At 74.0% G+C, this 24,163-nt stretch carries 26 protein-coding genes and 1 pseudogene; 11 read left to right on the forward strand and 16 right to left on the reverse strand.

The genetic code is table 11. The features are described 5' to 3' along the window. Nucleotides 1–63: 63 nt before the first annotated feature. The 3 genes from RF647_RS06585 to RF647_RS06595 form a co-directional block, all read right to left on the reverse strand. The gene (locus tag RF647_RS06585; protein ID WP_368811030.1) at nucleotides 64–1,188 is read right to left on the reverse strand and encodes a tRNA (adenine-N1)-methyltransferase; all 1,125 of its coding nucleotides are present in this window, start codon (nucleotides 1,186–1,188) and stop codon (nucleotides 64–66) included. Between the two features lie 125 nt (nucleotides 1,189–1,313). Further along, nucleotides 1,314–2,447, reverse strand: a complete 1,134-nt coding sequence (locus tag RF647_RS06590) for a site-2 protease family protein (RefSeq protein ID WP_368811031.1) — start codon at nucleotides 2,445–2,447, stop codon at nucleotides 1,314–1,316. Beyond that, entirely contained in the window at nucleotides 2,444–3,154 is a 711-nt protein-coding gene (locus RF647_RS06595; protein WP_368811032.1) for an HAD family hydrolase, read from the reverse strand. Before RF647_RS06595 ends, RF647_RS06590 begins: the two co-directional genes overlap by 4 nt. Before the next feature lie 75 nt (nucleotides 3,155–3,229). Here RF647_RS06595 and RF647_RS06600 point away from each other — a divergent pair, with 75 nt between their 5' ends. Continuing rightward, nucleotides 3,230–4,138: a PAC2 family protein gene (locus RF647_RS06600; protein ID WP_368811033.1), complete on the forward strand. Its 909-nt coding sequence runs from the start codon at nucleotides 3,230–3,232 to the stop codon at nucleotides 4,136–4,138. Nucleotides 4,139–4,251: 113 nt separating this feature from the next. Here the strand turns inward: RF647_RS06600 and mshC are convergent, their stop codons facing one another. From mshC to RF647_RS06615, 3 genes are all read right to left on the reverse strand, one after another. Next, nucleotides 4,252–5,535 carry a cysteine--1-D-myo-inosityl 2-amino-2-deoxy-alpha-D-glucopyranoside ligase gene (gene mshC / locus RF647_RS06605; protein WP_368811034.1) on the reverse strand — a complete coding sequence of 428 codons (1,284 nt, stop codon included), beginning with the start codon at nucleotides 5,533–5,535 and terminating at the stop codon, nucleotides 4,252–4,254. Nucleotides 5,536–5,632: 97 nt separating this feature from the next. After that, nucleotides 5,633–6,463: an undecaprenyl-diphosphate phosphatase gene (locus RF647_RS06610; RefSeq protein ID WP_368811035.1), complete on the reverse strand. Its 831-nt coding sequence runs from the start codon at nucleotides 6,461–6,463 to the stop codon at nucleotides 5,633–5,635. A 111-nt stretch (nucleotides 6,464–6,574) separates the two neighbouring features. Further along, nucleotides 6,575–6,937, reverse strand: a complete 363-nt coding sequence (locus RF647_RS06615; RefSeq protein WP_154676751.1) for a primosomal protein — start codon at nucleotides 6,935–6,937, stop codon at nucleotides 6,575–6,577. A 40-nt stretch (nucleotides 6,938–6,977) separates the two neighbouring features. Here RF647_RS06615 and RF647_RS06620 point away from each other — a divergent pair, with 40 nt between their 5' ends. Then, nucleotides 6,978–7,211 carry a DUF5703 family protein gene (locus RF647_RS06620; RefSeq protein ID WP_035923920.1) on the forward strand — a complete coding sequence of 78 codons (234 nt, stop codon included), beginning with the start codon at nucleotides 6,978–6,980 and terminating at the stop codon, nucleotides 7,209–7,211. Nucleotides 7,212–7,239: 28 nt separating this feature from the next. On the opposite strand, the gene RF647_RS06625 is transcribed toward RF647_RS06620, so the two are convergent. From RF647_RS06625 to RF647_RS06635, 3 genes are all read right to left on the reverse strand, one after another. Beyond that, nucleotides 7,240–8,496 (reverse strand): acyl-CoA dehydrogenase family protein, encoded by a 1,257-nt coding sequence (locus tag RF647_RS06625; protein WP_368811036.1) that lies wholly within the window; start codon nucleotides 8,494–8,496, stop codon nucleotides 7,240–7,242. A gap of 79 nt (nucleotides 8,497–8,575) precedes the next feature. After that, entirely contained in the window at nucleotides 8,576–9,913 is a 1,338-nt protein-coding gene (locus RF647_RS06630; RefSeq protein ID WP_368811037.1) for a M20/M25/M40 family metallo-hydrolase, read from the reverse strand. A gap of 38 nt (nucleotides 9,914–9,951) precedes the next feature. Further along, nucleotides 9,952–10,386 (reverse strand): hypothetical protein, encoded by a 435-nt coding sequence (locus tag RF647_RS06635; protein WP_368811038.1) that lies wholly within the window; start codon nucleotides 10,384–10,386, stop codon nucleotides 9,952–9,954. Between the two features lie 363 nt (nucleotides 10,387–10,749). Between RF647_RS06635 and RF647_RS06640 the strand changes: the two genes are divergently transcribed. Beyond that, the gene (locus RF647_RS06640) at nucleotides 10,750–11,883 is read left to right on the forward strand and encodes a CAP domain-containing protein (protein ID WP_368811039.1); all 1,134 of its coding nucleotides are present in this window, start codon (nucleotides 10,750–10,752) and stop codon (nucleotides 11,881–11,883) included. 42 nt (nucleotides 11,884–11,925) lie between these two features. On the opposite strand, the gene RF647_RS06645 is transcribed toward RF647_RS06640, so the two are convergent. Together RF647_RS06645 and RF647_RS06650 are read right to left on the reverse strand one after the other, a co-directional pair. After that, the gene (locus RF647_RS06645; protein WP_368811040.1) at nucleotides 11,926–12,933 is read right to left on the reverse strand and encodes an NAD(P)-dependent alcohol dehydrogenase; all 1,008 of its coding nucleotides are present in this window, start codon (nucleotides 12,931–12,933) and stop codon (nucleotides 11,926–11,928) included. A 159-nt stretch (nucleotides 12,934–13,092) separates the two neighbouring features. Then, nucleotides 13,093–13,836, reverse strand: a complete 744-nt coding sequence (locus RF647_RS06650; RefSeq protein ID WP_368811041.1) for an MBL fold metallo-hydrolase — start codon at nucleotides 13,834–13,836, stop codon at nucleotides 13,093–13,095. Between the two features lie 189 nt (nucleotides 13,837–14,025). On the opposite strand from RF647_RS06650, the gene RF647_RS06655 reads away from it, so the two are divergent. Beyond that, complete coding sequence (locus RF647_RS06655; protein WP_035923924.1) at nucleotides 14,026–14,229, forward strand: hypothetical protein; 204 nt, start codon at nucleotides 14,026–14,028, stop codon at nucleotides 14,227–14,229. Nucleotides 14,230–14,272: 43 nt separating this feature from the next. Here RF647_RS06655 and RF647_RS06660 read toward each other — a convergent pair whose 3' ends face one another. Then, a complete protein-coding gene (locus tag RF647_RS06660; RefSeq protein WP_368811042.1) occupies nucleotides 14,273–14,971 on the reverse strand; it encodes a type 1 glutamine amidotransferase domain-containing protein in 699 nt (232 codons plus the stop codon). A 146-nt stretch (nucleotides 14,972–15,117) separates the two neighbouring features. On the opposite strand from RF647_RS06660, the gene RF647_RS06665 reads away from it, so the two are divergent. Next, a complete protein-coding gene (locus RF647_RS06665) occupies nucleotides 15,118–16,011 on the forward strand; it encodes an SDR family NAD(P)-dependent oxidoreductase (protein ID WP_368811043.1) in 894 nt (297 codons plus the stop codon). Here RF647_RS06665 and RF647_RS06670 read toward each other — a convergent pair. Beyond that, entirely contained in the window at nucleotides 15,986–16,597 is a 612-nt protein-coding gene (locus RF647_RS06670) for a hypothetical protein (protein ID WP_368811044.1), read from the reverse strand. The genes RF647_RS06665 and RF647_RS06670 overlap by 26 nt on opposite strands. 172 nt (nucleotides 16,598–16,769) lie before the next feature. Here RF647_RS06670 and RF647_RS06675 point away from each other — a divergent pair, with 172 nt between their 5' ends. From RF647_RS06675 to RF647_RS06685, 3 genes are all read left to right on the forward strand, one after another. Continuing rightward, nucleotides 16,770–17,471, forward strand: coding sequence for a TetR/AcrR family transcriptional regulator (locus tag RF647_RS06675; protein WP_368811045.1), 702 nt, complete (start codon nucleotides 16,770–16,772; stop codon nucleotides 17,469–17,471). Continuing rightward, on the forward strand, nucleotides 17,468–19,162 hold the full coding sequence (locus tag RF647_RS06680; RefSeq protein ID WP_368811046.1) for an MDR family MFS transporter: 1,695 nt from the start codon (nucleotides 17,468–17,470) through the stop codon (nucleotides 19,160–19,162). Before RF647_RS06675 ends, RF647_RS06680 begins: the two co-directional genes overlap by 4 nt. Before the next feature lie 405 nt (nucleotides 19,163–19,567). Beyond that, nucleotides 19,568–20,065: a hypothetical protein gene (locus RF647_RS06685; protein WP_368811047.1), complete on the forward strand. Its 498-nt coding sequence runs from the start codon at nucleotides 19,568–19,570 to the stop codon at nucleotides 20,063–20,065. Between the two features lie 34 nt (nucleotides 20,066–20,099). Here the strand turns inward: RF647_RS06685 and RF647_RS06690 are convergent, their stop codons facing one another. Beyond that, nucleotides 20,100–20,690 carry a thymidine kinase gene (locus tag RF647_RS06690; RefSeq protein ID WP_368811049.1) on the reverse strand — a complete coding sequence of 197 codons (591 nt, stop codon included), beginning with the start codon at nucleotides 20,688–20,690 and terminating at the stop codon, nucleotides 20,100–20,102. 176 nt (nucleotides 20,691–20,866) lie between these two features. Here RF647_RS06690 and RF647_RS06695 point away from each other — a divergent pair, with 176 nt between their 5' ends. Next, the gene (locus tag RF647_RS06695; RefSeq protein ID WP_368811050.1) at nucleotides 20,867–21,598 is read left to right on the forward strand and encodes a DUF72 domain-containing protein; all 732 of its coding nucleotides are present in this window, start codon (nucleotides 20,867–20,869) and stop codon (nucleotides 21,596–21,598) included. A gap of 94 nt (nucleotides 21,599–21,692) precedes the next feature. After that, nucleotides 21,693–21,902 carry a hypothetical protein gene (locus tag RF647_RS06700; protein WP_368811051.1) on the forward strand — a complete coding sequence of 70 codons (210 nt, stop codon included), beginning with the start codon at nucleotides 21,693–21,695 and terminating at the stop codon, nucleotides 21,900–21,902. A 14-nt stretch (nucleotides 21,903–21,916) separates the two neighbouring features. On the opposite strand, the gene RF647_RS06705 is transcribed toward RF647_RS06700, so the two are convergent. Both RF647_RS06705 and RF647_RS06710 read right to left on the reverse strand, forming a co-directional pair. Further along, the gene (locus RF647_RS06705; RefSeq protein WP_368811052.1) at nucleotides 21,917–22,489 is read right to left on the reverse strand and encodes a DUF664 domain-containing protein; all 573 of its coding nucleotides are present in this window, start codon (nucleotides 22,487–22,489) and stop codon (nucleotides 21,917–21,919) included. A gap of 59 nt (nucleotides 22,490–22,548) precedes the next feature. Next, nucleotides 22,549–23,112 (reverse strand): DinB family protein, encoded by a 564-nt coding sequence (locus RF647_RS06710; protein ID WP_368811053.1) that lies wholly within the window; start codon nucleotides 23,110–23,112, stop codon nucleotides 22,549–22,551. 201 nt (nucleotides 23,113–23,313) lie between these two features. Between RF647_RS06710 and RF647_RS06715 the strand changes: the two are divergent. Further along, nucleotides 23,314–24,126: pseudogene (locus RF647_RS06715) on the forward strand (calcium/sodium antiporter); the annotation flags it as partial. Nucleotides 24,127–24,163: the final 37 nt, after the last annotated feature.

Genomic DNA, 24,163 nt, shown 5'->3' on the forward strand with positions numbered 1-24,163 from the left:
TCTGCTCGGCGTCCGCCGGTCCGGTGCCGGCCGGTCCGGTGGTCTGCTGCGGGGAGGTCTCGTTCACGGGCGCTCCTCGTGGGGCTGCTCGGGCGCGGGAGCCGGTGCGGACTCCGGTGCCGGTGCCGGCGGGGGCGTCGTGCCGGGGGCGTCGGCCGGCGCGGTCGCGCGGGCGGCGCGCTCGGCCAGGCCGAGGGCATCGCGGCCGGCGCGGCGCAGCTTCTTGTCGGTGACGTCCCGCTCGCCGAGGGCCACGGGGGTCCAGGCCTGCAGGTCCTCCTCGCTGTACTCGGACTTGGAGGCCCGCCGCTTGGGTGCCAGCCGCTCGGAGCCGTCGGCCAGCCGGCGGGCGGAGAGCAGGAAGCCGGTGTGGGCGACCATGCGGTGGTCGGGGCGCACGGCCAGGCCCTCGACGTGCCAGCCGCGGACCATGGTCTCGGAGGCGTCGGGCTCGGTGAAGCGGCCGTCGGCGCGCATCGCCTCGGCGGTGCGGGAGAGCTGGGTGACGGTCGCGACGTAGCACATGACCACCCCGCCGGGGGTCAGGGCCGTCGCCACGGCGTCGAGGCACTCCCACGGGGCGAGCATGTCGAGGACCACACGGTCCACGGAGCCGGGCGCCTCGTGCTCGCCGAGCTCCTCGGCGAGGTCCCCGATGCTGATCTGCCACGCGGGGTGCGGGCCGCCGAACATGGTCTCCACGTTGCCGCGGGCGATGTCGGCGAACTCCGCCCGCCGCTCGAAGGAGTGCAGCCGGCCCTCGTCGCCCACCGCGCGCAGCAGGGAGATGGACAGCGCGCCGGAGCCGACACCGGCCTCGACCACCCGGGCGCCCGGGAAGATGTCGGCCATCGTGACGATCTGGCCGGCGTCCTTGGGGTAGACCACCGCGGCGCCGCGCGGCATGGACAGCACGAAGTCCTTGAGCAGCGGGCGCAGGGCCTGGTACCGGAACCCGGCGGAGTTCTCGACCACGGTGCCCTCCGGGCGGCCGATGAGCTCGCCGTGGCTGAGTACGCCGCGGTGGGAGTGGAACTCGCCGTCGTCCGCGAGCGTGACCGTGTTCATCCGGCCGCGCTCGTCGGTCAGCTGCACGCGCTCCCCGGCCCGGAAGGGCCCGCGCCGGTTGGCGGCGCCCCGCGGGGACGCGGGTGCAGGGGCGGCGGTGTGGTCAGCGGTTCCGGTCATCGGCTCACTCTCGGGGCAGGGCGTGGTCTGGTCTGGTCGTGCGGGGGCCGGCGGAGGCTCCGCCGGCCCGGGGTCCTCCCCCATTGTGTCACCGCGGCGCGGGGGGCCGGGGCGGGGGCCCGGCGTCAGCCGGCGAGCAGGCGCTCGAGGGCGGCGGTGCGCAGCACGCCCACGAGGGCGCCGTCGGGTCCCGTCACCACGTAGTGGGAGTACTCCCGGGCGGCGACGGCCCGCAGCAGGGACTCCTCGCGCAGCCCGGCGTCGAGCACGGCGTCGGCGGGCAGGTGCTGGAGCACGGACGTCAGCGGGGTCCCGGCCCGCCGGGCCGGGGGCACGGCGTCGGCCGCGGCCGGCAGGAGCAGACCGACGACCTGCCGGTCCGGGGAGACGGCCAGCACGTGCGGGACCGGGCCGCCCGGGGCGGCGGCGCGGGCGAGGTGGTCGGTGACCAGCCGGTCGGTGTGGGCCAGGGAGGCGCCCTCCGGCACCGCCACGGCGGGCTCGGCCAGCGCGGCGGCGCTGACGCCGTGCACGCGGGACAGGACGGCCGCCCCGCGCAGGGAGGCGCCGGCGCCCTGCCACATGAAGCCGGCGATGAGGACGACGAGCACGAGGGCGACGGGCTGGTTCCACAGGCCCGTGACCCCGGCCCCGACGACGAGGCCCACGGCGAGCAGCCGGCCCGTCCAGGCGGCCACCACTGTGCCGTGGTGCTCCCGGCCGGTGACCGCCCAGACCAGGGCCTCCACCACGCGGCCGCCGTCCAGGGGCAGGCCCGGCAGCACGTTGAAGACACCGACGATGAGGTTCGCCCACGTGGTGAGGTCGAGCAGCACCCAGCCGAGCGTGGGCGACGGCTCCCCGGTGCGCAGCAGCGTCCAGCCGGCCGCGCCGAGCGCGAGGTTCACGGCCGGTCCGGCCAGCGAGACCACGGCGGAGGCCAGCGGGGTGCTGCGCACGTCCCCGAAGTGGGTGTGGCCGCCGAGCAGGCTGAGCACGATCCGGCCGGTGGGCCAGCCGAAGGCCCGGCCCGTCCAGGCGTGGGCCAGTTCGTGCAGGAGCACGGACAGGGCCAGGGTCAGGGCGAAGCCCAGGGACGCGGCGTAGTTGAGCGCGCCGAGCCGCGGGTAGGCGGTCATCAGCACGGGGGTGTAGAGGAGCACGGTGACCGCGGCGATCACGAACCACGACCAGGAGAGCGTGATGGGCACCCCGCCGATCCGGCCCAGGGGGATGCCCTCGCTGCGGGGGCGGCTCACGTGCGGGCCCCGGCCACGATGCGGCCGAGGTCCTCGGGACCCACGCCGGCGAGGCTCGGCAGCACGAGGTCGGCGCCGGCGTCGTCGAGCGGGACCATGTTGGGCACGCCCACGGTGAAGATCCCCGCGGCGGTCGCGGAGCGGATGCCCGTGCGGGAGTCCTCGACGGCCACCATGCCGGCGCGCGCCAGCGGCCGGCCGGCGCGCTCGGCGAGACCGGCGGCGCCGATCCGGTAGGGATCGGGGGCCGGCTTGGCCGGGTGGCCGAGGTCGCCGGTGACGACGACGTCGAAGACGCCCGGGCCGCCGAAGGCGTCCAGGACGACCTCGGCCAGGAGCGTCTCGCTGCTGGTGACCAGGGCCAGGGGCACGCCGCGCTCGCGCAGGGCGTCGACCAGCTCCGGCGCCCCCTCCTTGTAGACGACCCGCTCCCGGGTGCGGGCCGCGACCCGGCCGATGAGCCGGTCCACGATCTCCCGGATCCCCAGGCGCACCCCCTGGCGCTGGAACACGGCGGCGGCGTCCTCCAGCCCGGTGCCGACCATGGCCAGGGCGTCGGCCTCGGTCCAGGTGCCCCCGTGGGAGCGGACCAGCTCGATCTCGGCCTCGATCCAGTACGGCTCGGTGTCCACCAGGGTCCCGTCCATGTCGAACAGCACGGCGGTGGGCAGGAGGTCGTCGGGGGACGCGGACGGGAGGCTGGACATGGCCTCCATCGTAGTGGCCGCAACACGGGGGTCCCCGTGCCGGGGCCTCTTGCCGTCGATGTCCCGGCGCGTAGTGTGGGTTCCGTGAGCAACAACTTCGACGAGACGTTCCCCCGCCCCCAGGCGGGGCCGTTCGGCGTGGTCCGCGAGGACGGTGACCAGGAGCGCGTGACCGTGCTGGTGGCCGCGTTCGAGGGGTGGAACGACGCCGGTGACGCCGCCACCGACGCCGTGCAGTTCCTGGCCGCCCACTACGGGGCGAAGGACGTCTTCGAGGTGACGTCGGACGACTACTACGACTACCAGTTCTCCCGGCCCCTCGTGCGCCGGGGGGCGACCGGCGACGTGAAGATCGTCTGGCCCACGACCCGGCTCTCCACCGCCACCGTGCCAGGCACGAACCTCGACCTCGTGCTGCTGCACGGCTGGGAGCCCTCCTACCGGTGGCGCTCCTTCACCGCTGAGCTGCTCGAGCAGGCGACCCTGCTCGACGTCGACTTCGTGGTGATGGTCGGGGCGCTGCTCGCGGACGTGCCGCACACCCGGCCTATCCCGGTGACCAAGACCTCGGACACCGCCGAGCTCCAGGACGAGCTGGGCGTCGACTCCTCCCAGTACGAGGGACCCACCGGGATCGTGGGGCTGCTCTCCCACATGGCCTCCCTGGGCGGGTTCCCCACGGTCAGCCTGTGGGCGGCGGTGCCCCACTACGTGGCGCAGTCCCCCTCCCCGAAGGCCGAGCTGGCCCTGCTGCGGGAGCTCGAGGAGCTGCTCAGCATCACGCTGCCGCTGGACGCCATCGCCGAGGACGCCGAGGCGTGGGAGCGCGGGGTCAACGAGCTGGCCTCCGACGACCCGGAGATCGCCGCCTACGTCCAGCAGCTCGAGGAGGCCAAGGACACCACGGACCTGCCCGAGGCCACCGGGGACGCGATCGCCAAGGAGTTCGAGCGCTACCTGCGCCGCCGCCGCGACGAGAAGTGAGCGCCGCCGGCGCCCGGTGACGGGGGCCGGCGGCGCAGGGCCGACGGAGGGGCGGCACCCGCGACCGGGTGCCGCCCCTCCGCCGTCCGGCGGGACCGTGCCCGCCGGCGGGCTCAGAGCTCGATGCCGAGCCGGGCGTCCACCAGGTCCCGGACCAGCCGGGCGTCCGCCCCGCAGGGCCCCGGGGTGCCGGTGGTCAGGGCGTCAGCGGCCCACGCATCCAGCGCGGCCAGCGCCGTGGGGGCGTCCAGGTCGTCGGACAGGGCGGTGCGCACGGCCTGCAGCAGCGGGGCCGCGCTGCCCTCCGGGGCCACGGCCAGGGCGCGGCGCCACGCGTCCACGCGGGCGACGGCGCCGGCCAGCACGAGGTCGGTCCAGAACCAGTCGTCGGTGTAGCGGTGGGCGAGGATCGCGGTGCGGATCACGGCGGGATCGACCCCCTGGGCCCGCAGCGCGGAGACGAGCACCAGGTTGCCCTTGGACTTGGACATCTTCTCCCCGTCGAGGCCGACCATCCCGGTGTGCAGGAAGTGCCGGGCCATGGGCTTGCCGGTCAGCGCCCAGCAGTGGCCGGCGCCCATCTCGTGGTGCGGGAAGACGAGGTCCGAGCCGCCGCCCTGGACGGTGAACGGGGCGGGCAGGTGCTCCAGGGCGATGAGCGAGCACTCGATGTGCCAGCCGGGCCGCCCCGGGCCCAGCGACGCGCCGTCCCAGGCGGGCTCTCCGGGGCGCTCCGCGCGCCACAGCAGCGGATCCAGCCGGTGCCGCTTGCCCGGGCGCTCGGGGTCCCCGCCGCGCTCGGCGAAGAGTGGCAGCATCTGCTTCGGGGTCAGGTGGGAGACGTCGCCGAGCACCCACGCGTCGTCGTCGTCGGTGGGCAGCGCGCCCGCGGCCTCCACGTCGAAGTAGACGTCCCCGTCCGGCTCGCCGTCCCGGCCCGCCACCCGGTAGGCGAGGTCGCGGGCCACGAGGCGCTCGACGGCCGGTACGATCCAGCCGACAGCCTCGGTCGCGCCCACGTAGTGCTGGGGCGGGAGGACGTTGAGCGCGCTCATGTCGGTGCGGAACAGCTCGGTCTGCTCGGCGGCCAGGTCGCGCCAGTCCACGCCGGTGGCCGCGGCCCGCTCGAGCAGGGGGTCGTCCACGTCGGTGACGTTCTGCACGTAGTCCACCGGGGTCCCCGCGTCCAGCCAGGCGCGGTGCAGCAGGTCGAAGGCCACGTACGTGGCGGCGTGTCCCATGTGGGTGGCGTCGTACGGGGTGATCCCGCACACGTAGAGGCTCGCCCGCTCCTGCCGGGGCAGCGCCACCCGCCGCCGCAGCCGGGTGTCCTGCACGACGGGCAGGGCCGCCTCGCCGGGGAGGTCGGGGACGGGTCTGGCGGACCAGGCTTTCATGCTCACCTCGGGTGGTTCGGGGATCGGACGACGGCCGCGGGGCCTCACCCAACCTACCGGACCGGCCGCCGCCCCCGATCCGGAGGTGACGCAGGGCTCAGGCGCTGATCACCCCGAGGCCCAGGAGCACGAAGATGACCAGGCCCAGGGCGATGCGGTACCAGACGAAGATCGTGTAGCTGCGGTTGGAGATGTAGTGCATGAACCAGCCGATGATCACGTACGCCACCACGAACGCGATGCCCGTGGCCACGAGCGTCTCGGTCATGCCGTAGGGCCCCGCCTGCGGCTGTCCCACGGACTGCGCCAGCTTGTACAGCCCCGAGGCGAACACCGCGGGGATGGCCAGCAGGAACGCGTAGCGGGCCGCGGCCTCGCGCGTGTAGCCCATCAGCAGTCCCGCCGTGATGGTGCCGCCGGACCGCGAGACCCCCGGGATCAGGGCCAGCGCCTGCGCCAGCCCGAAGAGCACGCCGTGCTTGACGGTGAGGTCGTCCAGGTGCCGGGCCTGCCGGCCCACCCGGTCCGCCACCGCCAGGATCACGCCGAAGACCACCAGCATCGTGGCCGTGATCCACAGGGAGCGGAACTCCGAGTCGATGTAGTCCTCCAGCAGCAGCCCGAGCACGCCGATGGGCAGGGAGCCCAGGATGATCAGCCACCCCATCCGGGCGTCGGGGTCCGAGCGCTCCACGCGGCCCACGAGGGACAGGGTCCACTGCTTGAGGATCCGGACGATGTCCCGCCAGAAGTAGATGATCACGGCGGTCTCGGTGCCCAGCTGCGTGATGGCCGTGAACGCGGCGCCGGGGTCGGCGCTGTTGGGCAGCAGCTCGCCGACGATGCGCAGGTGCGCCGAGGAGGACACCGGGAGGAACTCGGTCAGGCCCTGGACGAGGCCGAGAATGATGGTTTCGATCCAATTCACCCGGCCACCCTACGGCACGCTCCGCGCCGGGGACGGCGGGACAGGCCCGGACGCGGCAGGAACGGCCCGCCGTGCGGGCCGTTCCTGCGGGTGCGGTGCGGGGGGCGGGGCTCAGCGGGCCGAGCGCGCCCCGTCGGCGTCGTCGAGGTCCTCGTAGTCCTCTTCGTCGACGAGGTCCTCGTCGAGCATCTCGTTGTCCTCCAGGAGCTCCTCGTCGTCCTCCGAGTCGTCCTCGTCCTCGTCGTCGTCGGAGTCGTCGTCCGAGTCGTCCTCCTCCGCGAAGACGGTCAGCGGGGTGACCTCGTCGTAGGCGTCGTAGAGCGCCTCCTCGTAGGCGTCGAAGGCGTCGGCGATGGCGATGTAGGCGCCGTCGACGGCCGGGTCGTCGTCGCTGCGCCGGTTGGACGCGGCGACGAGGTGTTCTTCGAAGGCGCTCACGAGGGCCTGCAACGCGGCACGAGGGTCATTGCTCATGGAGTAGACGTTAGCGCTATTCCGTGCAGAATGGGGACCGATGAGAGAACAAGTCCGGACCAGCTCGGCCACCCTCACGAGGGACGCCGACCAGCGCTACGAGTACCTCCTGCTGACCGTGGCGCCGCACGAACCGCTCGGCGACGCGCGGGCCCGGCTCAGCGAGCACGCCGAGTACGGCAAGTGGGAACTGACCCGTTCCGTGCTGCTCTACGGCGGGACCCGCAAGTACTGGCTGCGCCGCCGGGTGATGCGCGTGGAGCGCACCGTCTGAGCCCGGGACCCGCCCCCGCCGGCGGGGCTCAGCCCCCGATCGGGCCCAGCAGCGCCTTGGCCACGGCCGCGTGCACGGACTCGTCGTCGGATGGGTGGTAGATCCCGGCGAGCACGTCCCGGTACAGCCGCTCCAGTTCCCCGCCCCGGGAGTACTGGGCCCCGCCCGAGCTGCGCATCGCGAGGTCGACGACCCGGCGGGCCGCCTCGGTGGCCCGGTGCTTGACCCCGGAGAACAGCAGGAACCAGCGGGGACCGTGGTCCGGGGCGCCGGCGGTGCCGAGGGCGTCCACGTCCGCGGCCAGCCGGAGCAGCTGCAGCTCCACCCCGTCCCGCAGCAGCGCGGCCTCGGCGATCCGCCGGCGGACGTCGGGGCGCTCGGCACGGGGCGCTCCCCCGCCGCGGGACCGCCGGGTGCCGGCGATCTCCACGGCCAGCTCCACCGCACGGTCCGCGATCCCGGTGTAGACGGCGGCCAGCAGCAGCTCGAAGCAGCCGAAGACGCCCCACACCACCGGGTCCGGGTTCGGGCCCACCGGGGTGCGGGTGAGCACCTGCTCCGCGGGCATCGGCACCGAGCGCAGCACCGTGGTCCGGGACTGGGAGGCCCGCATGCCCATGGTGTCCCAGTCGTCGAGGACCTCGATGCCCTCCGCCGCCCGGTCCAGGAGGCCGAACACCAGCGGCGTGCCCTCCTCGGCGTCGTCGCGGGCGTGGACGATCAGCCGGGTCCACACGGGGGACAGCGAGGTGAAGATCTTCGTGCCCGTGATCCGGTAGCCGTCGGCCACGGCCACGGCGGTGGTGTCGGAGTCGAAGAGCACGGAGTCGTTGCCGGCCTCGGAGATGCCGAAGGCGAAGATCTCCCCGACCGCGGCCAGCTCGAAGATCCGCTCGGCCCGGGCGTCCCCGCGCAGGCGCAGGGTGTGCGCCACGCCCACCAGGACGTGGTGCATGTTGATGCCCAGCGCCGTGGCGGGGGCGGCCGCCGCGAGCCGCCGCTGCGCGGCGACCGCCTGCTGCAGCGTGAACCCGAGGCCGCCCCGGTCCCGCGGCACCAGCATCAGCGGATAGCCGATCCGCACCAGGTCCGCGAAGTCCTCGTCGAAGAACCGGTTCTCCCGGTCGTAGCCGGCGGCGCGCTCGCGGAACGTCGCCAGCAGGTCGTCCGGGAGCAGGGTCTCGGGCACCAGGGCCCCGGCCGCCCGGTCCTCGGGCGCCTCGGCTCCGGCAGATGCGGGTGCGGGTCGTGCGGTCGCGGGCTGCGGTCCGTTGGCGGGGTGCATCTCGCTCCTGTCGGCGGTCGTCGGGGTCGTGGGTGGTCCGGCGGTCGGGCGGACCGGGGCGGGAGGGGCCGGTGGCCGGTCAGTACCGGGTCAGCAGCCGGTGCAGCACGCGGGAGCCGAACTCCAGGGAGTCCGTGGGCACGCGCTCGTCCACGCCGTGGAACATGGACGGGAAGTCGAGCTCGCCGGGCAGGCGCAGCGGCACGAACCCGTAGCCGGTGATGCCGAGCGGGTCCAGGGACTTGTTGTCCGTCCCGCCGGAGAGCATGTACGGCAGCACGACCGCCTCGGGGTCCTCGGCGTGGAGCGCGTCGACCATGGCGTCGACCACGGTGCCGGAGAACGGCACCTCGAGGGCGATGTCGTCCGACTCGAACTCGAAGGACACCCCGTCCCCGGCGAGCTCCGCGAGCTTCGCCAGCACGATCTCGCGCTGGCCCGGCAGGTAGCGCACGTCCAGCCCCGCCTGGGCGGAGCCGGGGATGACGTTGACCTTGTAGCCCGCCTCGAGCATCGTCGGGTTCGCGGTGGTCTGCAGGGTCGCGCCCACGAACCGTGCCACGGAGCCGAGCTCGGCGAGCAGCCGCTGGGGGTTCTGGGGGTCGAACTCCACGCCCGTCAGCTCGGTGACCGAGTCCAGGAACGCCCGGGTGGTCTTGGTGAGCTCCACGGGCCACTGGTGCTCGCCGATGTTGGCCAGCGCCCTCGAGAGCCGGGTGACCGGGTTGTCGTCGTTGATCTGGGAGCCGTGCCCGGCCGTGCCCTGCGCGTTGAGGCGCAGCCACATGAGGCCCTTCTCCGCCGTCTGCAGCAGGTAGGCCCGCCGGCCGCCGATGGTGGCCGAGTACCCGCCGACCTCGCTGATGGCGTCGGTGACGCCGTCGAAGAGACCGCGGTGGTGCTCCGCGATCCAGTGGGAGCCGTACACCATGCCGGCCTCCTCGTCGGCGAAGAAGCCGAAGACGATGTCCCGCCGCGGCCGGTCCCCGGTGCGCACCATGTGGCGCAGCACCGAGATCATCATGGCGTCCATGTCCTTCATGTCCACGGCCCCGCGGCCCCAGATCATGCCGTCCCGGATCTCGCCCCCGAACGGGTCCACGGACCAGTCCGCGGCGATCGCGGGCACCACGTCGAGGTGGCCGTGCACCAGCAGGGCGTCGGCCGAAGGATCGGTGCCCTCGATCCGGGCGAAGACGTTGGCCCGGCCGGGCGCCGACTCCAGGACGGTCGTGGCGAGACCGACCTCCTCGATCAGCCCGGCCACGTACTCGGCGGCCCGCCGCTCCCCCTTGGCGTCGCCGCTGCCGTAGTTGGAGGTGTCGATGCGGATGAGGTTGCGGCAGATCTCGACGGTCTCGCCCTCGGGCGACGACGCCGCGGCCGCCGCGGCGGGAACGGTCTGAGGATCGGTCATGGCGGTCCTTCCTGGGGTTCCTGGTGGGCGGGTGGGGTTCAGCGGACGGCGGTGTCGCGGCCGGGGTAGCTCAGCAGCACGAGGCGTCCGGACTCCTCGACCACGAGGACCTCCTCCGTCTCCCCGGGGGCGTCCTCGGGGGCGACCACCAGCCGGTACCCCTCGGAGGTCTCGACGGCCTCGCCCTGGACGGCGAGCGTCTCGTAGCGGGAGGTGTCCGGGTGCCGGCGCTCGAGGTGGACGCCGCAGTACTGCGAGTTGCCCTCCGTGGCCCGGTGCACGTAGCCGTGGGACAGCAGCTCGCAGGCGCCGTCCCAGTCGCGCTCGGCCATCGCGTCGACGAAGGCCCGGGTGGTGCCCTCGGGTGTCCCGAGGTCGGGGCCGCACCCGGTCAGGCCGACGGCGGCGGCGACCGCGAGGCACAGCCGCAGCGGAGCCCGGACGCCGGTGGCGCGGGTGGCGTGGACGGTCATCGGGCTCCTCTCCGGGCGTGCGCTCCCAGCCTATCGTCACCGGCACCGGTGCGTTCGCCGCGCGGACGGGACGAGAACCGCTCACTATAACCACGGGAATTCCGGCCGCCCGGTACATTCCGTGATGTCGTCGTTATTGTTCTGTGATAGACGAAACAATTTCACACATTTCCTATTGCAATGGGGATTCCCTAGCCTTTCCCTGGGCGCCTTCCCCAGCCCAATCTGTCTCGTCGTCCGGCCGGACGACGATAGCCCCCCGCCGCACGGAACCCCCCAATTCCTCCGTGCGTGCAGACAGACCAGGAAGCAGAAGCACCCATGGCGAAACATCGCTGCGCTCCCGCGCGCCGTCACGGCCGCATGGCCTCTTTGGCCCTCTCCGCCGGTATCGGCGTCACCACGCTCGCCGGCACCTCCCTGCTGGCCGGTCCGGCGGCCCACGCCGCCGCGCAGGACATCGTCGCGGTGGACGCCGCCACGCGTCAGGCCGACGCCCAGCTGATCCTCGACGAGATCAACCGCTACCGCGAGTCCCTCGGCGCGAAGCCGCTCAAGTACTCCGCCACGCTGTCCCAGGTGGTGCAGAAGGAGTCCGACCGGCAGATCGTCGAGGAGAAGTTCTCGCACAGCACCACCTTCCTCACCGACCCGCGCACCGGGCCCTGGACCAGCGCCAACGAGGTCATCGCCCTGGAGCACCACCGGGACGTGCGCGCCCTGGTGGCGTGGTGGAAGTCCTCGGCCGCCCACGACAAGGCGATCAAGGACCCGCGCCACGAGGTGATCGGCATCGGCCTCACCTACGCGGACGGCCGGCTCGAGAACTCCGGGCAGCCCTGGCAGGTGCTCTCCACCGTCAACCTCTACGGGTACGCCAACGGCGGCGCGCCTGCGGACGCCTCGACGCGCGTGAACGGGGCCCCGGCCTACACCTACGAGACGACGCCCGTCCAGCCCCCGGCAGGGTACGGCGTGGCCGGCGCCATCGGCGCGAAGTACCACGCCCTGGGCGGCGCCCCGGTCGTCGGTCAGCCCGTGACGGCGGAGCGCGGCGGGCTGCGTGCCGGAGGCGTGTATCAGGAGTTCTCCCTGCACGGGCGCAAGTCCACCCTGTACTGGAGCCCGGCCACGGGCGCCCACCGGGTCGAGAACGCCACGGTCATCGGCCAGAAGTTCGTGGCCGGGGGGCGGGAGAACGGCTACGGCTTCCCGACCACGGAGGAGCGCCGGCTGGCCGACGGGTCCTCCTACCAGGTCTTCTCCCGGGACGGGGCGCTCACCAAGGTGCTGTGGACCCGGGCCCACGGCGCGCGTGCGGTGCACGAGACCGGCGCCATCGGCCGCGCCTGGAAGGCCGCCGGCTTCGAGCGGGGCTACGGCTACCCGGTCACCGACGAGATCCGCACCGGGACCACCGTCTACCAGCGCTTCTCGAACGGGTACAGGGTGAACTGGTCCCCGGCCACCGGTCAGGTGTGGGTCACCGGCTGGTGACCCGGACGCCCCGGGGCGCGCTCCCCGGGGCACCGGCCGGGCTCAGTGCTCGAGCACGATCTTGCCGAAGTGTCGGGCCGACTCCATCTCCCGGAACGCGTCGGCGGCCTCGGCGAGGGGGTGGCGGCGGTCGATCATCGGTCGCAGGCCGGTCGCCTCGAGCGCGCGCACGAAGTCGGCCTGGTCCCGGCGGCTGCCCACCAACAGTCCCTGGAGGCGCGCCTGGCGCGCCATGAGCAGCGCCGTGGGGACGTCGCCCGCCGCCCCGGTGAGCACGCCGATCAGGGAGATGTGGCCGCCGACCCGCACGGCGCGGATCGACTGCGCCAGGGTGCCCGGGCCGCCGACCTCGATCACGTGGTCGGCGCCGCGCCCGTCCGTGAGCTCCTGGACGGCGCGTCCCCACTCGGGGGTCTCGCGGTAGTTGATGACGTGGTCCGCGCCGAGCCGCCGGACGCGCTCGAGCTTCTCGTCGGAGGAGGACGTGACCACCACGGTGGCGCCCACGGCCTTGGCGAGCTGCGTGGCGTAGACCGAGACGCCGCCGGTGCCCAGGGCCAGGACCACGTCCCCCGCCCGGAGCCCGCCGTCCACCACGAGCGCCCGCCAGGCGGTGACGCCGGCCGTGGTGATGGTCGCGGCCTCGGCGTGGGACCACCCGGCCGGGGCGCGCGTGAACCACGTGGCGGGACGCACCACCGCCTCCCGGGCGTAACCGTCGAGCCCGTCCCCCGGGACGCGCCGGAAGTTCCCGTCCACGGGGGGTCCGTCCTGCCAGAGCGGGAAGAAGCAGGAGACCACGGCGTCGCCCTCCGCGAGGTCGTCGACGCCCTCCCCCACGGCCTCGACGACGCCCGCGCCGTCCGCCAGCGGGATCCTCCGGTCCTCGGTCCGCGTCCCGCCGGAGACCACGAGGTAGTCGTGGTAGTTCAGGGAGCTGGCGTGCACGCGGACACGGACCTCGCCGGGGCCCGGCGCGCCCGGGTCGGGTGCGTCCTCGAACTCGAGCCGGTCCAGGCCGCCGGGGGCGGAGACGGTCAGTTGCTTCACGGGTGGTCCTCCAGGGGCTGCGGGGTCGTCGGTCGCCGCCCACGATAGCCGCCGCCCCCGGGGGTGTCATCAGCACGCTTCTGATCCCCGGTGGGGCGGGGTCGCGACAGCCACGGCCGCTCCCGGCCCGGTCCGGTCCGCGGACCCTGCCGGGGTCGCTCAGTGGGCGCCCACCGCGCGGGCGTGCCGGGCCGCGGCCTCGGCGCCCTGCGTCCACCGCTCCCCGTGACCGGGCAGCACGGTGCGCGCCCCGGTGGCGGCCACCGCGTCGAGGGAGGCGAGGGCCACGGCGGAGTCGTGGGTAGCGGCCCCGGCGACGATCTGCGGGCCGCGCCGGCCGGTGTAGGGGTCCAGCGTCACGAGCGCGTCACCGCTGAGCACGGTCTCCCGGCCGGGCAGGTCCAGGACGCAGTGCCCGTCCGTGTGGCCGGGGGTGTGGACCACCATCGGCCGGCCCGGGACCGGCAGGACGGCCCCGGCCTCGAGCGGGCGCAGCTCCCGCACGCCCCGGACCGCGAGGGCCCCTGCCGCCGCCATGCGGCCGAGCAGCGGCAGGGACCGCGGGTGGGTGAAGGGGTAGAGGAACCGGTTGCGCTCGGGCCGGTACCGGTACGGGTGGGCGGCCAGCCGCGCGTCCGCAGGGTGCCCGTGCACGGGCAGCCGCCACTCCTCCTGTGCCCGCCGGGCGAAGCCCACGTGGTCGAAGTGCGCGTGGGTGAGCACCAGCGCCCTGACCTCGTCGGGGCGCCGCCCGCGCTCCTCGAGTCCCGCCAGCAGCATGGGCCACATGCTCGGTAGGCCGGCGTCCACGAGCGTGACGCCGTCCTCGTCCTCGACCAGGTAGCAGTTGACGTGGGCATGGGTGATGCGGTGGACGCCGTCGGCCACTTCGGGGGTGAACATGGGTCTCCTCACTCGATCAGTGTGCTGATCGTACCTGTCGGGCACCGACACCGACCAGGCATCCGCCCCGCCGGGCGGCGCGCCCGGTACCATGGGCCCCACGCAGGGCCCCGGTCCGCGGATCCCCCGGTCCGCCCGGAGCAGGTCTTGCCCTCCCCCGACCTGAACCCCCCCCCGAGAGGTCCCGCTGTGAACGCTCAGCGCCCCGATGCCCTGCCCTCCGTGGAGATCGTCGCCGTGCCCTTCCACCGGCTCCGCCGGAACCGGTGGGCCATGACCTTCGTGCCCGCCGACGGCGGGCACGCCGTCCGCCGCACGTTCCCGGAGTTCCGGGACGCCGTGGTCGCCGCCCGCGGCCTCGCCCTGGCCGGGAGGACGCCCGTCAGCGCCTGAGCCCAGCGGCTCCCACCGCCGCCGGTGCGTCTGCGGCCGGGGATCACTCGGCGAGCGCCTCCACGAGGACGTCGGCGACGGCCTGGCTCGACTGGGGGTTCTGGCCGGTGATTAGGTTGGCGTCGCGGATGACGTGGCTGGACCACGCGGGGCCGGTCTCCACGACGGCCCCCTTCTCCCGGAGCACGGTCTCCAGGAACCAGGGGGTGTTCTCCCCGGTGCCGCCGCCGAGCTCCTCCTCGTTGGTGAAGGCGGTCAGCCTGCGGCCCGCGAACAGGAACGTCCCGTCGTCCTGGGCGCTGAGCAGGGCGGCGGGGCCGTGGCAGAACGGGGCGATGAGCCGGCCGGCCCGGTCCGAGGAGGCCAGGATCCGGCCGAGCGAGGGGTCGTGGACGAGGTCCGCCATGGGACCGTGGCCGCCGGGCAGGACCAGGGCGTCGTAGTCGTGCTCGTCGAGCTCGGCCAGGACGCGGGGGGCGGCGAGTTCGGCGTCGATCTCCTCCAGGTAAATGCGGAACTCGTCGGCCCGTTCATGGCCCCCGGTGACGTCCGGGGAGAGGCTGACCCGGTCCACGGTGGGCCGGCGCCCGCCGGGGGTGGCGATGTCGACGGTGTGCCCGGCCCGGCGCAGCGCTCGGTGGGCGACGACGAGCTCCTCCGCCCAGAAGCCGGTGGGGTGCTCGGTGCCGTCCCGCATGGTGAGGGAGTCGGCCGCCGAGACGATCATCAGAACACGGGCCATGATGGTCAGCTCCTCAGCTGTGGTGCCTGTCCGGGTGTTTTCCGTCGTGCGTGCCGCAACGAGTCCGCCCGCGCGCTTATTCCGTCCGGCGGCCCAGGAGGCGTCGCTATGCTGACCGGGATTCCGGCTCGACCGAGGAGGTCACCATGGACCAGCACGACGAGGACCACCACCACGAGCAGCACGCCCACCGGCGCAGGGGGCGGCGCACGGTGGTGATCACCGGCGCGAGCGACGGCATCGGGGCCGCCGCCGTCCGCGAGCTGGCGGGACGGGGGCACGACGTCGTCGTCGTCGGGCGATCGGGCGAGAAGACCGCGGCGGTGGCCGGGCCCCTCGGGCTCCGGCACTTCACCGCGGACTTCGCGCGGCTCGACGACGTGCGCCGGCTCGCCCGGGAGCTGCAGGAGTCCGTCCCGCGGATCGACGTGCTGGTCAACAACGCCGGCGGGATCTTCGACCGCCGCGAGCTGACGCCCGACGGGCACGAGATGACGTGGCAGGTCAACCATCTGGCGCCCTTCCTGCTCACCCACCTGCTGCTCGACCGGCTCGTGGCGGACGGCGCGGCGGTGCTCAGCACGTCCAGCGTCGCGGCCCGCATCGGCAGGCTCTCGCCGGAGGTCCTCGTCGACGACCGGCGCTGGTCCCCGCAGGGGGCCTACGGGGACACGAAGCTCGCCAACATCCTCTTCACCCGCGGTCTCGACCGCCGGCACGGGCCCCACGGCCTCGCCGCCGCGGCGTTCCACCCCGGGGGCGTCGCGACGAACTTCGCCTCGGGCACCACCACCCCCCTGCGGTTCCTGTACCGCACCCGTCTGGGGCGCCGGCTCATGATCACCCCGGAACGGGGCGCGGAGACCCTGGTGTGGCTGGCGGAGGGCGTCGCCGACGAGGACTGGCGCTCCGGGGGCTACTTCGAGAAGAGGCGGCCCGCCCGCGCCCCGTCCCGCGCGGCCGACGACGCGCTCGCGGACGCCCTGTGGCGGCGCAGCGCCGAGCTCGTGGGGCTCAGCCCAGGGCACCCGGCCGGCTGAGCACCAGTGCGTCGACCTTCGCCCAGAGCTGCTCGACCGTCCCGTCGTTGACGAGGACGGCGGTGATCCAGCGCGGGTCGATGCCGGCCTCCGAGGGGTGCGGATCCTCCGGGGCGGGAGCCCCGGGGCGCACCACGTGCACCACCCTGCCCCCGGCGGCCGTGATGGCCTCGGCCTCGACGTCGAAGCGCACGTCCGTGAACACGACCGGCCCGCCCAGCCGCCGGGCGGTCTCCAGCCCGCGGTCCGCCCACACCGTCTCCCCGAAGACGGCCTTGCCGGCCTCGTTGCCGACCTTCTGCAGCAGCGTCCGGATCTCCCGGTGCACCGGGTCCCGCGCCTCGTCCTTGAGCAGACCCCAGTCCCCGCCGGCCTCCGCCAGCACCGTGGCGAGCCGCACGAGCCGGCCGTCCCGGACGCCCACGAGGGGGTCCAGCTCGGTGAGGAACAGCCGCAGCGGGTCCGCGAAGGCCACTCGTGCGTAGCCGTGCGCGACCACGAGGCGGTCGCCGCACGTGTCCTTGCCCGACTGCTTGCGCCCGTGCAGCCCGATCAGCCGCGGGCGGGGGTCCGGTTCCTGGGCCATGACGGGTCTCCTCCGGTCGTGCGCCGACGTGGTCCAGCGTACGGACGGGGGCACGACGGCGCACGGGGCATCGCCCACCACAAAATTGCACTATGATGTCTTGAGTGCAACATCAATTCGGCCTCGGGCGCCTCGGGCGCCTCCGGTGACGGCGGGCGCCCGGGAGCAGCGCATGCGCCGGACCCGCCGCTCCCTCATCGCCGGCGCGCGCCGACTGACCGCCGAGCGCGGGCTGTCCGGGTTCACCGTGGACGAGCTCTGCGCGGAGGTCGGGATCTCCCGGCGGAGCTTCTTCAACTACTTCGCCTCCAAGGACGATGCCGTGCTGGGCACCCCGGCCCGGGACCCGCTCGAGGCCTTCGGCGAGGAGTTCGTGGCCGGGGGCTCCGCGCCGGACGAGGCGCCGCTGCTGACCGCCCTGCAGGAGCTGGTCGTGCGCTCCTTCGCCCTTCTGGAGGGTCCCCACGACCGGACCCTGCTACTCGACGTCCTGCGCCGCGAGCCCGTGCTGCTCCAGCGGCTCACCGAGACCATGGAACGGCGGCTGGCCGAGCTGACGGAGCTCATCGCGCGCCGGCAGGGCTGCGGGGACCGGGACCCGTTCCCCGGCGTGGCCGCCGCCGTCGTCTCACACCTCGCCGGGCACACCGTCCACGAGTTCCTCGAGACCCGGCCGGCCGGCGCCGACCCGGACGAGTCACCGCCCCTGGAGGAGTTCGCGGAGCTGCTGGCCCGCAACGTCCGCCTCGCCGGGGCCCTGCTCTCCCCCGGCGCCACCGCCCCGCCGACGACGCCGGACGCCGCCGCGGCCACCCCCTCAGCCACTCCCCCCGACACCTCTGACCCGTCCCCGGACACCGAAGGAAGCCCATGACCACCACCCCGCCCGCGGTCGCGCAGGACGCCCCGCTGCTGGTCCTGACCCAGAAGCGGATCTGGATCATCTTCTCCGCCCTCATCGCCGGGATGATGCTCGCCAGCCTCGACCAGACGATCGTCTCCACCGCCATGCCGACCATCGTCGGCGAGCTGGGCGGCGTGGAGCACCAGGCCTGGATCACCACGGCCTACCTGCTGGCCACCACCATCGTGATGCCGGTCTACGGCAAGTTCGGCGACGTCCTGGGCCGGCGCAACCTCTTCCTGGTCGCCATCGCCCTGTTCACCCTCGCGTCGGTGGGCTGCGCCCTGGCCACCGGGTTCTGGCCGTTCGTGACCTTCCGCGCGCTGCAGGGGCTCGGCGGCGGAGGGCTGATGATCCTCTCCCAGGCGATCATCGCGGACATCGTCCCGGCCTCCGAGCGCGGCAAGTACATGGGCCCGCTCGGCGGCATCTTCGGGCTCTCCGCCGTGGCGGGGCCGCTGCTCGGCGGCTACTTCGTGGACCACCTCACCTGGCAGTGGGCCTTCTACATCAACATCCCCATCGGCATCGCCGCCTTCGCCATCGCCTGGTTCACCCTGACCCTCCCGCACAAGCGCGCGACCCGCAGGATCGACGTGGCCGGCGTCCTGCTGCTGTCCGTGGCGACGACCTGTCTCATCTTCTTCACCGAGTTCGGCGGCAACGCCGAGCACGGCTGGGGCGCGGCCGCCACCTGGACCTGGGCGGGCGGCATGCTCGTGGCCACGGCGCTGTTCGTCTGGAACGAGACCCGGGCCGAGGACCCGATCATCCCCCTCGGCCTGTTCCGCAACCCGGTGTTCGTCAACGCCACCGCGATCGGCCTCACCCTGGGGCTGGGGATGTTCGCCGCCATCGCGTTCGTGCCCACGTTCCTGCAGATGTCCTCCGGCACCTCGGCGGCGGAGTCCGGGCTGCTCATGGTCCCCATGATGGTCGGGCTGATGGGCACCTCGATCTGGTCCGGCATCAGGATCTCCCGCACCGGCCGGTACAAGGGCTACCCGCTGGCGGGCACGCTCGTCACGGCGTCGGCCATGCTCGCCATGACCACGCTGGCGGCCGAGACGCCCATCTGGCTGATCTGCGTCCACCTCCTCGTGCTCGGCGCGGGCCTGGGCCTGATCATGCAGGTCATCGTCCTCGTGGTGCAGAACGCCGTGGACCCGTCCATGGTGGGCACCGCCACCAGCACCAACAACTACTTCCGGGAGGTCGGCGCGGCCCTCGGCGTGGCGATCTTCGGGGCGATCTTCACCAACAACCTCTCGGAGCAGCTCACGGCCGTCTTCACCGGCGCCGGCGCCTCCGCCGCCCAGGCCGGGGAGGCGACCGCCACCCTGGACCCGCAGACCCTGGCGCAGCTGCCCGAGCCCGTCCGCGAGGGCATCGTCACCGCGTACGCCGACTCCCTCGCCCCGGTGTTCTGGTACCTCATCCCCTTCATGCTGCTGGCCTTCGTCCTCGCGGTGTTCCTCAAGCAGATCCCCCTCTCCGACACCGCCGGCATGGTGGCCCGCGGCGAGGCCATCGGCGGCGCGGAGGCCGCCGCGCACGAGGCCGCAGCGAAGGAGGCCGCAGCAATGGAGGCCGCGGCGCAGGAGACAGCGGCGCACCACGACGCGCGCCGCGGATCCTCCCCCGGCACCCCCGCCCCCTGACGGGCCCCGGCGTCCGGCCGGCCCGGGGCGGGAACTGGCCGAAAGGCCATGTGCTTCAGTGAACGCTCCCGGTAGGCTCGGGCCCGGGCCGGATCCACGCCCGGCCCGGGCCCCACCCACCCCCCCTCGGAAGGAACTGTCATGATCAGACTGGTCGGCGAGTTCGACGCGTTCTTCAACCCCAACTTCACGGCCATCCTCGGCATGTTCTTCGACCTGGTCCGCGCGGTGCTGCTCGGCGGCTGAGCCCCGGTCCACCCCGCGCCCTCGGCGCCGCCGGAGCCCCTCCGGCGGCGCCGTCCGCGTTCCCTGAGGCTTCCGGCGGTCGGCGCCGCCTGCTAAGTTCTGCGCATCAGGCACCCGGCGGATCGGCCGCCCCCGCAGCGCAGACCCCAGGAGGTCTCCGTGAGCCAGCACCACCACCTCGGCGGAGCCACCGGCGTCGGCACCCGCGCCGTGGTGGTCCGCGGCGGCCCCGTCCTGCGCACCGAGCGGCACACCGTCGTCGACGAGACCGACCGGACCGTCACGGTCGACGACGGCACCCAGTTCGCCAAGACCACCGGACCGGTGCGGGACGCCCCGGAGGTCGACCCCGCCGAGCCCGACGGCGCGCACGCGCCGGTCCGGCTCGTCACCGAGGGCCACCCGGCCTTCGAGCAGCTGTGGGCCGACGCGGTCCTGAGCACGTTCACCGACTCCGACCACACCGCCTACGTCGAGGGCCTGATCGCCTCGAACCGGCTCGCCCGGCGCGGCGACGTACACACCCACTACGACGTGGCCGCCATCATCGACGAGCTCGCCGCCCTGCACCCCGACCTCGAGGCGATCCCCGAGGACCTGTTCTGGGCGGTCGTCGACCGGCACGGCCGCGAGGACGACCGGGACGTCGCCCTCTGACGCCGTCCCCGGGCCGGCCCACCGGGTCCCCGGCTCAGCCCAGGCGCCCGTCCGAGTGCCGCAGGTAGCAGCCGGCGCACATCGACTCGTAGGACACGGCCGCACCGTCGATGGCCACCTGGTCGCCCTCGAAGACCGGCTCCCCGTCCACCGTGCGGGCGTTGAACATCGCCTTGGACCCGCAGCGGCAGATCGTGCGCAGCTCCTCGACCGTGTGGGCCACGGCCAGCAGGCGCGCCGCGCCCGGGAACGCCACGGTGCGGAAGTCGGTGCGCAGCCCGTAGGCCAGCACCGGGACGCCGTCGAGCACCGCGATGCGCAGCAGGTCCTCGACCTGGGCCGGGGCGAGGAACTGCGCCTCGTCCACCAGCAGGCAGTGCACCGGTCCGCGTTCCCGCACGGCGGCCCGGAAGCGCTCGCGCGCCCCGTCCTCCGGGGCCAGCAGCAGGTCGACCCGCCGGGACTCCCCCAGGCGTGAGACCACGGTGTCCGCGCCCTTCGAGTCGATCGCGGGCTTGGCGACGAGGACCGTCTGGTCGCGCTCCTCGTAGTTGTGCGCGGCCTGGATCAGCACGGTGGACTTGCCGGAGTTCATCGCCCCGTGCCGGAAGTAGAGCTTCGCCATCAGCGGGTCCCGACGGGCCGGGGGGCGAGGGTGGTCATGCGCGTTCTCCTGGGATCGTGCGGGGTGCTCGGCGGGGGCGCCGTGCGTGCCGGTGAACACCCTACGTCCGCCACGCGGACGGCCGGCGCCCGGCGCGACGGCCGGACCCGGGGCCCTCCACCGCTACCCTGGAGCCCATGGGCTGGCACATCGGCACCTCCGGGTGGAGCTACGACCACTGGGAGCACGTCCTCTATCCCCCCGGCACGGCCCCGGCGAAGCGCCTGGAGATCTACACCCGGGCCTTCTCCACCGTGGAGCTCAACGCCAGCTTCTACCGCTGGCCGCGCAGCAGCACCTTCGCCGGCTGGAACCGGCGCCTGCCGGAGGGCTTCCGGATGACGGTGAAGGCCCCCCGCGGACTGACGCACGCGAAGAAGCTCTACGCGCCCGAGACCTGGAGCCGGCGGATCGCCGAGTCCTGGCACGAGCTGCGAGACCGGCGCGGCGTGCTGCTCGTCCAGCTCTCGCCGGCGCAGGCCCGCGACGACGCTCGCCTCGACTGGTTCCTGGCCGGGCTGCCCGACTGGCTGCCCGTCGCCGTGGAGTTCCGCCACGACAGCTGGGTGCACCCGGAGGTCTTCGAGCTGCTCCGGCGCCACGGCGCGGCGTACTGCGTGATGAGCGGGGCCGGACTGCCCTGCGTCCTCGAGGCCACCGCCCCCTTCGTCTACGTCCGCTTCCACGGCCCCGACCACCACCACCTCTACGCCGGCTCCTACTCGGACGAGGACCTGGCCTGGTGGGCGGACCGGATCCGGGAGTGGCACCACGGCGGCCGCGAGGTCTACGCGTACTTCAACAACGACGGCGACGGCCACGCCGTGCGCAACGCCCTGACGCTGCGCCGGCTCCTCGAGGGCGGCTGAGGAGACCCCCGGCCGGGCGCAGGACGCCGTGCGCGGGATGCCGGACCCGGGCATAGGATCGGGCCATCACCGTCGAGCAGGACAGGAGCCGGAGATGGACCGCTACCCCGAGCCCGCGGACCGCAACGAGGCCTGGGCGGAGACGAGCCAGGAGGGACTGGGCGTCCGCGACGAGACCTGGCTGACCGCCACCACCGACGAGAGCAACCGGCGCGCCGGCGCTCCCCCCGAGGAGGCCGAGGACGACATCCCGCCGCCGGAGGACCCGGAGGCGGGGAGCCGGCGCCCATCGGACGACGAGTAGCCGCATCCCGTCGGTCAGTCCTGCGGGCTCCACGGCTCCCCGTCCGCCAGGGCGTTGAGCTCGTAGGCGGTCCGCCCGTCGAGGGACTCGCGCAGGATGTCGGCGTGCCCGGCGTGCCGGGCGTTCTCCTCGACCATGTGCAGCGCCACCCACCGGGCGGGCCACGTCCCCAGGTCCCGCGGAAACCACGGGGCGTCCGGGACGGGGATGCGGGCCTCCGGGTCCGCGGTGCGCAGGCCTGCCTCGACGCGGTCGGCCAGCGCGTACAGGGCCGCGCCCAGGGACTCGGCGGTGTCCTCCGGGCGCACGGCCTCAGGCAGGATCGCCCCGGCGGCCCAGCCGGCGTCGTCCAGCGACTCCCCGGAGGTCCGGCCGGGATCCGTGAGCACGGCGAACGGACCGTGCCCGCCGATGAACAGGACGTGCCGGGCCAGCGCGCCCAGGCTCATGGCGCTCGCCGAGGGAGTCGCCCGCAGCTGCTCGGCGTCGAGGCCCTGGAGAGTGGTGGCGACCTGGCGGATCTGCTGGCTCGCGAAGGCCGCCAGGGCGTCGCGCTCGTCGGTGACGGTGGGAGTGAGGAAGGGCACGGTGGGCTCCTGAGGTGTCGTGCGGCGCGGATCGGGGACGAGGCGGGCGGGCGCGGGGCTCAGCGGGTGTGGGCGTACAGGTCGCGCAGCAGGGCGAGCTCCGCGCCGTGGTGGATCAGCTCGCGGTTGATATGCAGCACCAGGGCGAGCATCGGCAGGTCCGCGTACGGGCCCTCCACCGGGCCGCACGGGCGCGCCAGGTCCGCGTCCGTCAGCGAGTGCACCCCGGCCGTCCAGCGGGCGAACTCGCGGTCGAGCTGGGCCAGCGCCTCCTCCGCGGTCCCGGCGTACGCCCAGCTCTGGTAGGACGCCTCGGGGCCGGCGAAGTGCCCGTGGCTGCGGGCGGCGAGAACCCCGACGACGACGTGCGCCAGCCGCCAGGCGATGGTCGTGAACGGCGCGGGCACCGGTTCGGGGAAGGCGAAGTCCAGCACGAGCTCCCCGCGGCCCGTCTGCATCGGGGTGCGTTCCTCGGCCCGGGGATGGATCGTCCACCCGGACCCGCCGGTGGGGTCGAAGAAGTACTCCTCGTCGGTCAGGTCGGCGAGGCGGGGCCGCAGCTGGTGGGCCCAGTGCCGGTCGATCTGGTCGGCGGCACAGGCGGCGACGTCGAGATCGGTCATGGCGGTTCCCTCCTGGTCGGGGCGCCTCCGGCGGAGCGTCCGGTGTCAGGTCCAGTGTCCTCCCCGTGGCGGACAGATCCTGTCCGCGTCCGCGCAGCACCCGTGCCGTGACGGATGCCGCGCACTGCCTCTGGCCTCCCGGGCGGCAGCTCTGGACTGGCGCCCATGACGGTCCTGGACGTGGGGCGCATCGTGCTCGGCATGGTGCCGCTGGTCGCGGGCGGGGAGCTGCTGGTGCCCGGGGCCACCGCCCTGGCCCGGCGCACGGGACTCTCCGTCCTGGTCATCGGGCTGACGGTCGTCTCGCCGGCCACGTCGGACCCGGAGCTGACGGTGACCGTCAGCTCCGTCCTGGCCGGGGAGCCGAGGCTGGCGCTGGGCAACCTCGTGGCCAGCAACATCGCCAACGTCCTGCTCGTGCTGGGGCTGACCGCCCTCGTGGCACCGCCGGCCGTCACACAGCAGCTGCTGCGCTTCGACCTGCCCCTGCTGGTGGTCGTGTCGACGGTGCTGCTGCTCGTGTCCCTGGACGGCCGGATCAGCGGCACGGACGGCACGGTGCTGTTCGCAGCGGTCGTCGTCCACGGGGTCCTGACGGAGCTGATCGGCCGCCGGGACGCCGCCTGCCCCGCCGGGGCACCGGACCCTCCGCCGGCCCGGCCGCCCGCCGCACCCGGTGTCGACGGGCCACCGTCCGGGAATGCCTCGGCCGGTGTCTCGCTCGTCCTCGTCGTGGTAGGGGTGGGGCTCCTCGTGGCCGGGGCCACGGTCCTCGTCGAGGGGGCGGCCAACGTCGCCACGGCCCTGGGCGTCAGCGGCCTCGTCGTCGGGCTCACGGTGCTCGCCCTCGGGACGTCCCTGCCCGAACTGGCCGCGTCCGTCATCGCGGTCCGCCGGGGACAGCGGGATCTCGCCATCGGCAACGTCGTGGGCAGCTGCCTCCTGAACCTCGGACTGGTGCTCGGGGTGCCGGCGATCCTCGTCGACGGCGGCCTGCCGGTTCCGGCGGCGGCCGTGGCCCTGGACATCCCGGTGATGCTGGCCGCCGTGG

Source organism: Kocuria sp. CPCC 205263, from assembly GCF_040981075.1.
GTDB classification, from domain to species: Bacteria; Actinomycetota; Actinomycetes; order Actinomycetales; family Micrococcaceae; genus Kocuria; species Kocuria rosea.

Coding starts and splice junctions, on each gene's coding strand:
- RF647_RS06585 (WP_368811030.1), bottom strand. CDS start 1,188: ATGACCGGAACCGCTGACCACACCGCCGCCCCTGCACCCGCGTCCCCG.
- RF647_RS06595 (WP_368811032.1), bottom strand. CDS start 3,154: ATGTCCAGCCTCCCGTCCGCGTCCCCCGACGACCTCCTGCCCACCGCC.
- mshC (WP_368811034.1), bottom strand. CDS start 5,535: ATGAAAGCCTGGTCCGCCAGACCCGTCCCCGACCTCCCCGGCGAGGCG.
- RF647_RS06615 (WP_154676751.1), bottom strand. CDS start 6,937: ATGAGCAATGACCCTCGTGCCGCGTTGCAGGCCCTCGTGAGCGCCTTC.
- RF647_RS06620 (WP_035923920.1), top strand. CDS start 6,978: ATGAGAGAACAAGTCCGGACCAGCTCGGCCACCCTCACGAGGGACGCC.
- RF647_RS06625 (WP_368811036.1), bottom strand. CDS start 8,496: ATGCACCCCGCCAACGGACCGCAGCCCGCGACCGCACGACCCGCACCC.
- RF647_RS06630 (WP_368811037.1), bottom strand. CDS start 9,913: ATGACCGATCCTCAGACCGTTCCCGCCGCGGCGGCCGCGGCGTCGTCG.
- RF647_RS06635 (WP_368811038.1), bottom strand. CDS start 10,386: ATGACCGTCCACGCCACCCGCGCCACCGGCGTCCGGGCTCCGCTGCGG.
- RF647_RS06640 (WP_368811039.1), top strand. CDS start 10,750: ATGGCCTCTTTGGCCCTCTCCGCCGGTATCGGCGTCACCACGCTCGCC.
- RF647_RS06650 (WP_368811041.1), bottom strand. CDS start 13,836: ATGTTCACCCCCGAAGTGGCCGACGGCGTCCACCGCATCACCCATGCC.
- RF647_RS06660 (WP_368811042.1), bottom strand. CDS start 14,971: ATGGCCCGTGTTCTGATGATCGTCTCGGCGGCCGACTCCCTCACCATG.
- RF647_RS06665 (WP_368811043.1), top strand. CDS start 15,118: ATGGACCAGCACGACGAGGACCACCACCACGAGCAGCACGCCCACCGG.
- RF647_RS06670 (WP_368811044.1), bottom strand. CDS start 16,597: ATGGCCCAGGAACCGGACCCCCGCCCGCGGCTGATCGGGCTGCACGGG.
- RF647_RS06675 (WP_368811045.1), top strand. CDS start 16,770: ATGCGCCGGACCCGCCGCTCCCTCATCGCCGGCGCGCGCCGACTGACC.
- RF647_RS06680 (WP_368811046.1), top strand. CDS start 17,468: ATGACCACCACCCCGCCCGCGGTCGCGCAGGACGCCCCGCTGCTGGTC.
- RF647_RS06690 (WP_368811049.1), bottom strand. CDS start 20,690: ATGGCGAAGCTCTACTTCCGGCACGGGGCGATGAACTCCGGCAAGTCC.
- RF647_RS06695 (WP_368811050.1), top strand. CDS start 20,867: ATGGGCTGGCACATCGGCACCTCCGGGTGGAGCTACGACCACTGGGAG.
- RF647_RS06700 (WP_368811051.1), top strand. CDS start 21,693: ATGGACCGCTACCCCGAGCCCGCGGACCGCAACGAGGCCTGGGCGGAG.
- RF647_RS06710 (WP_368811053.1), bottom strand. CDS start 23,112: ATGACCGATCTCGACGTCGCCGCCTGTGCCGCCGACCAGATCGACCGG.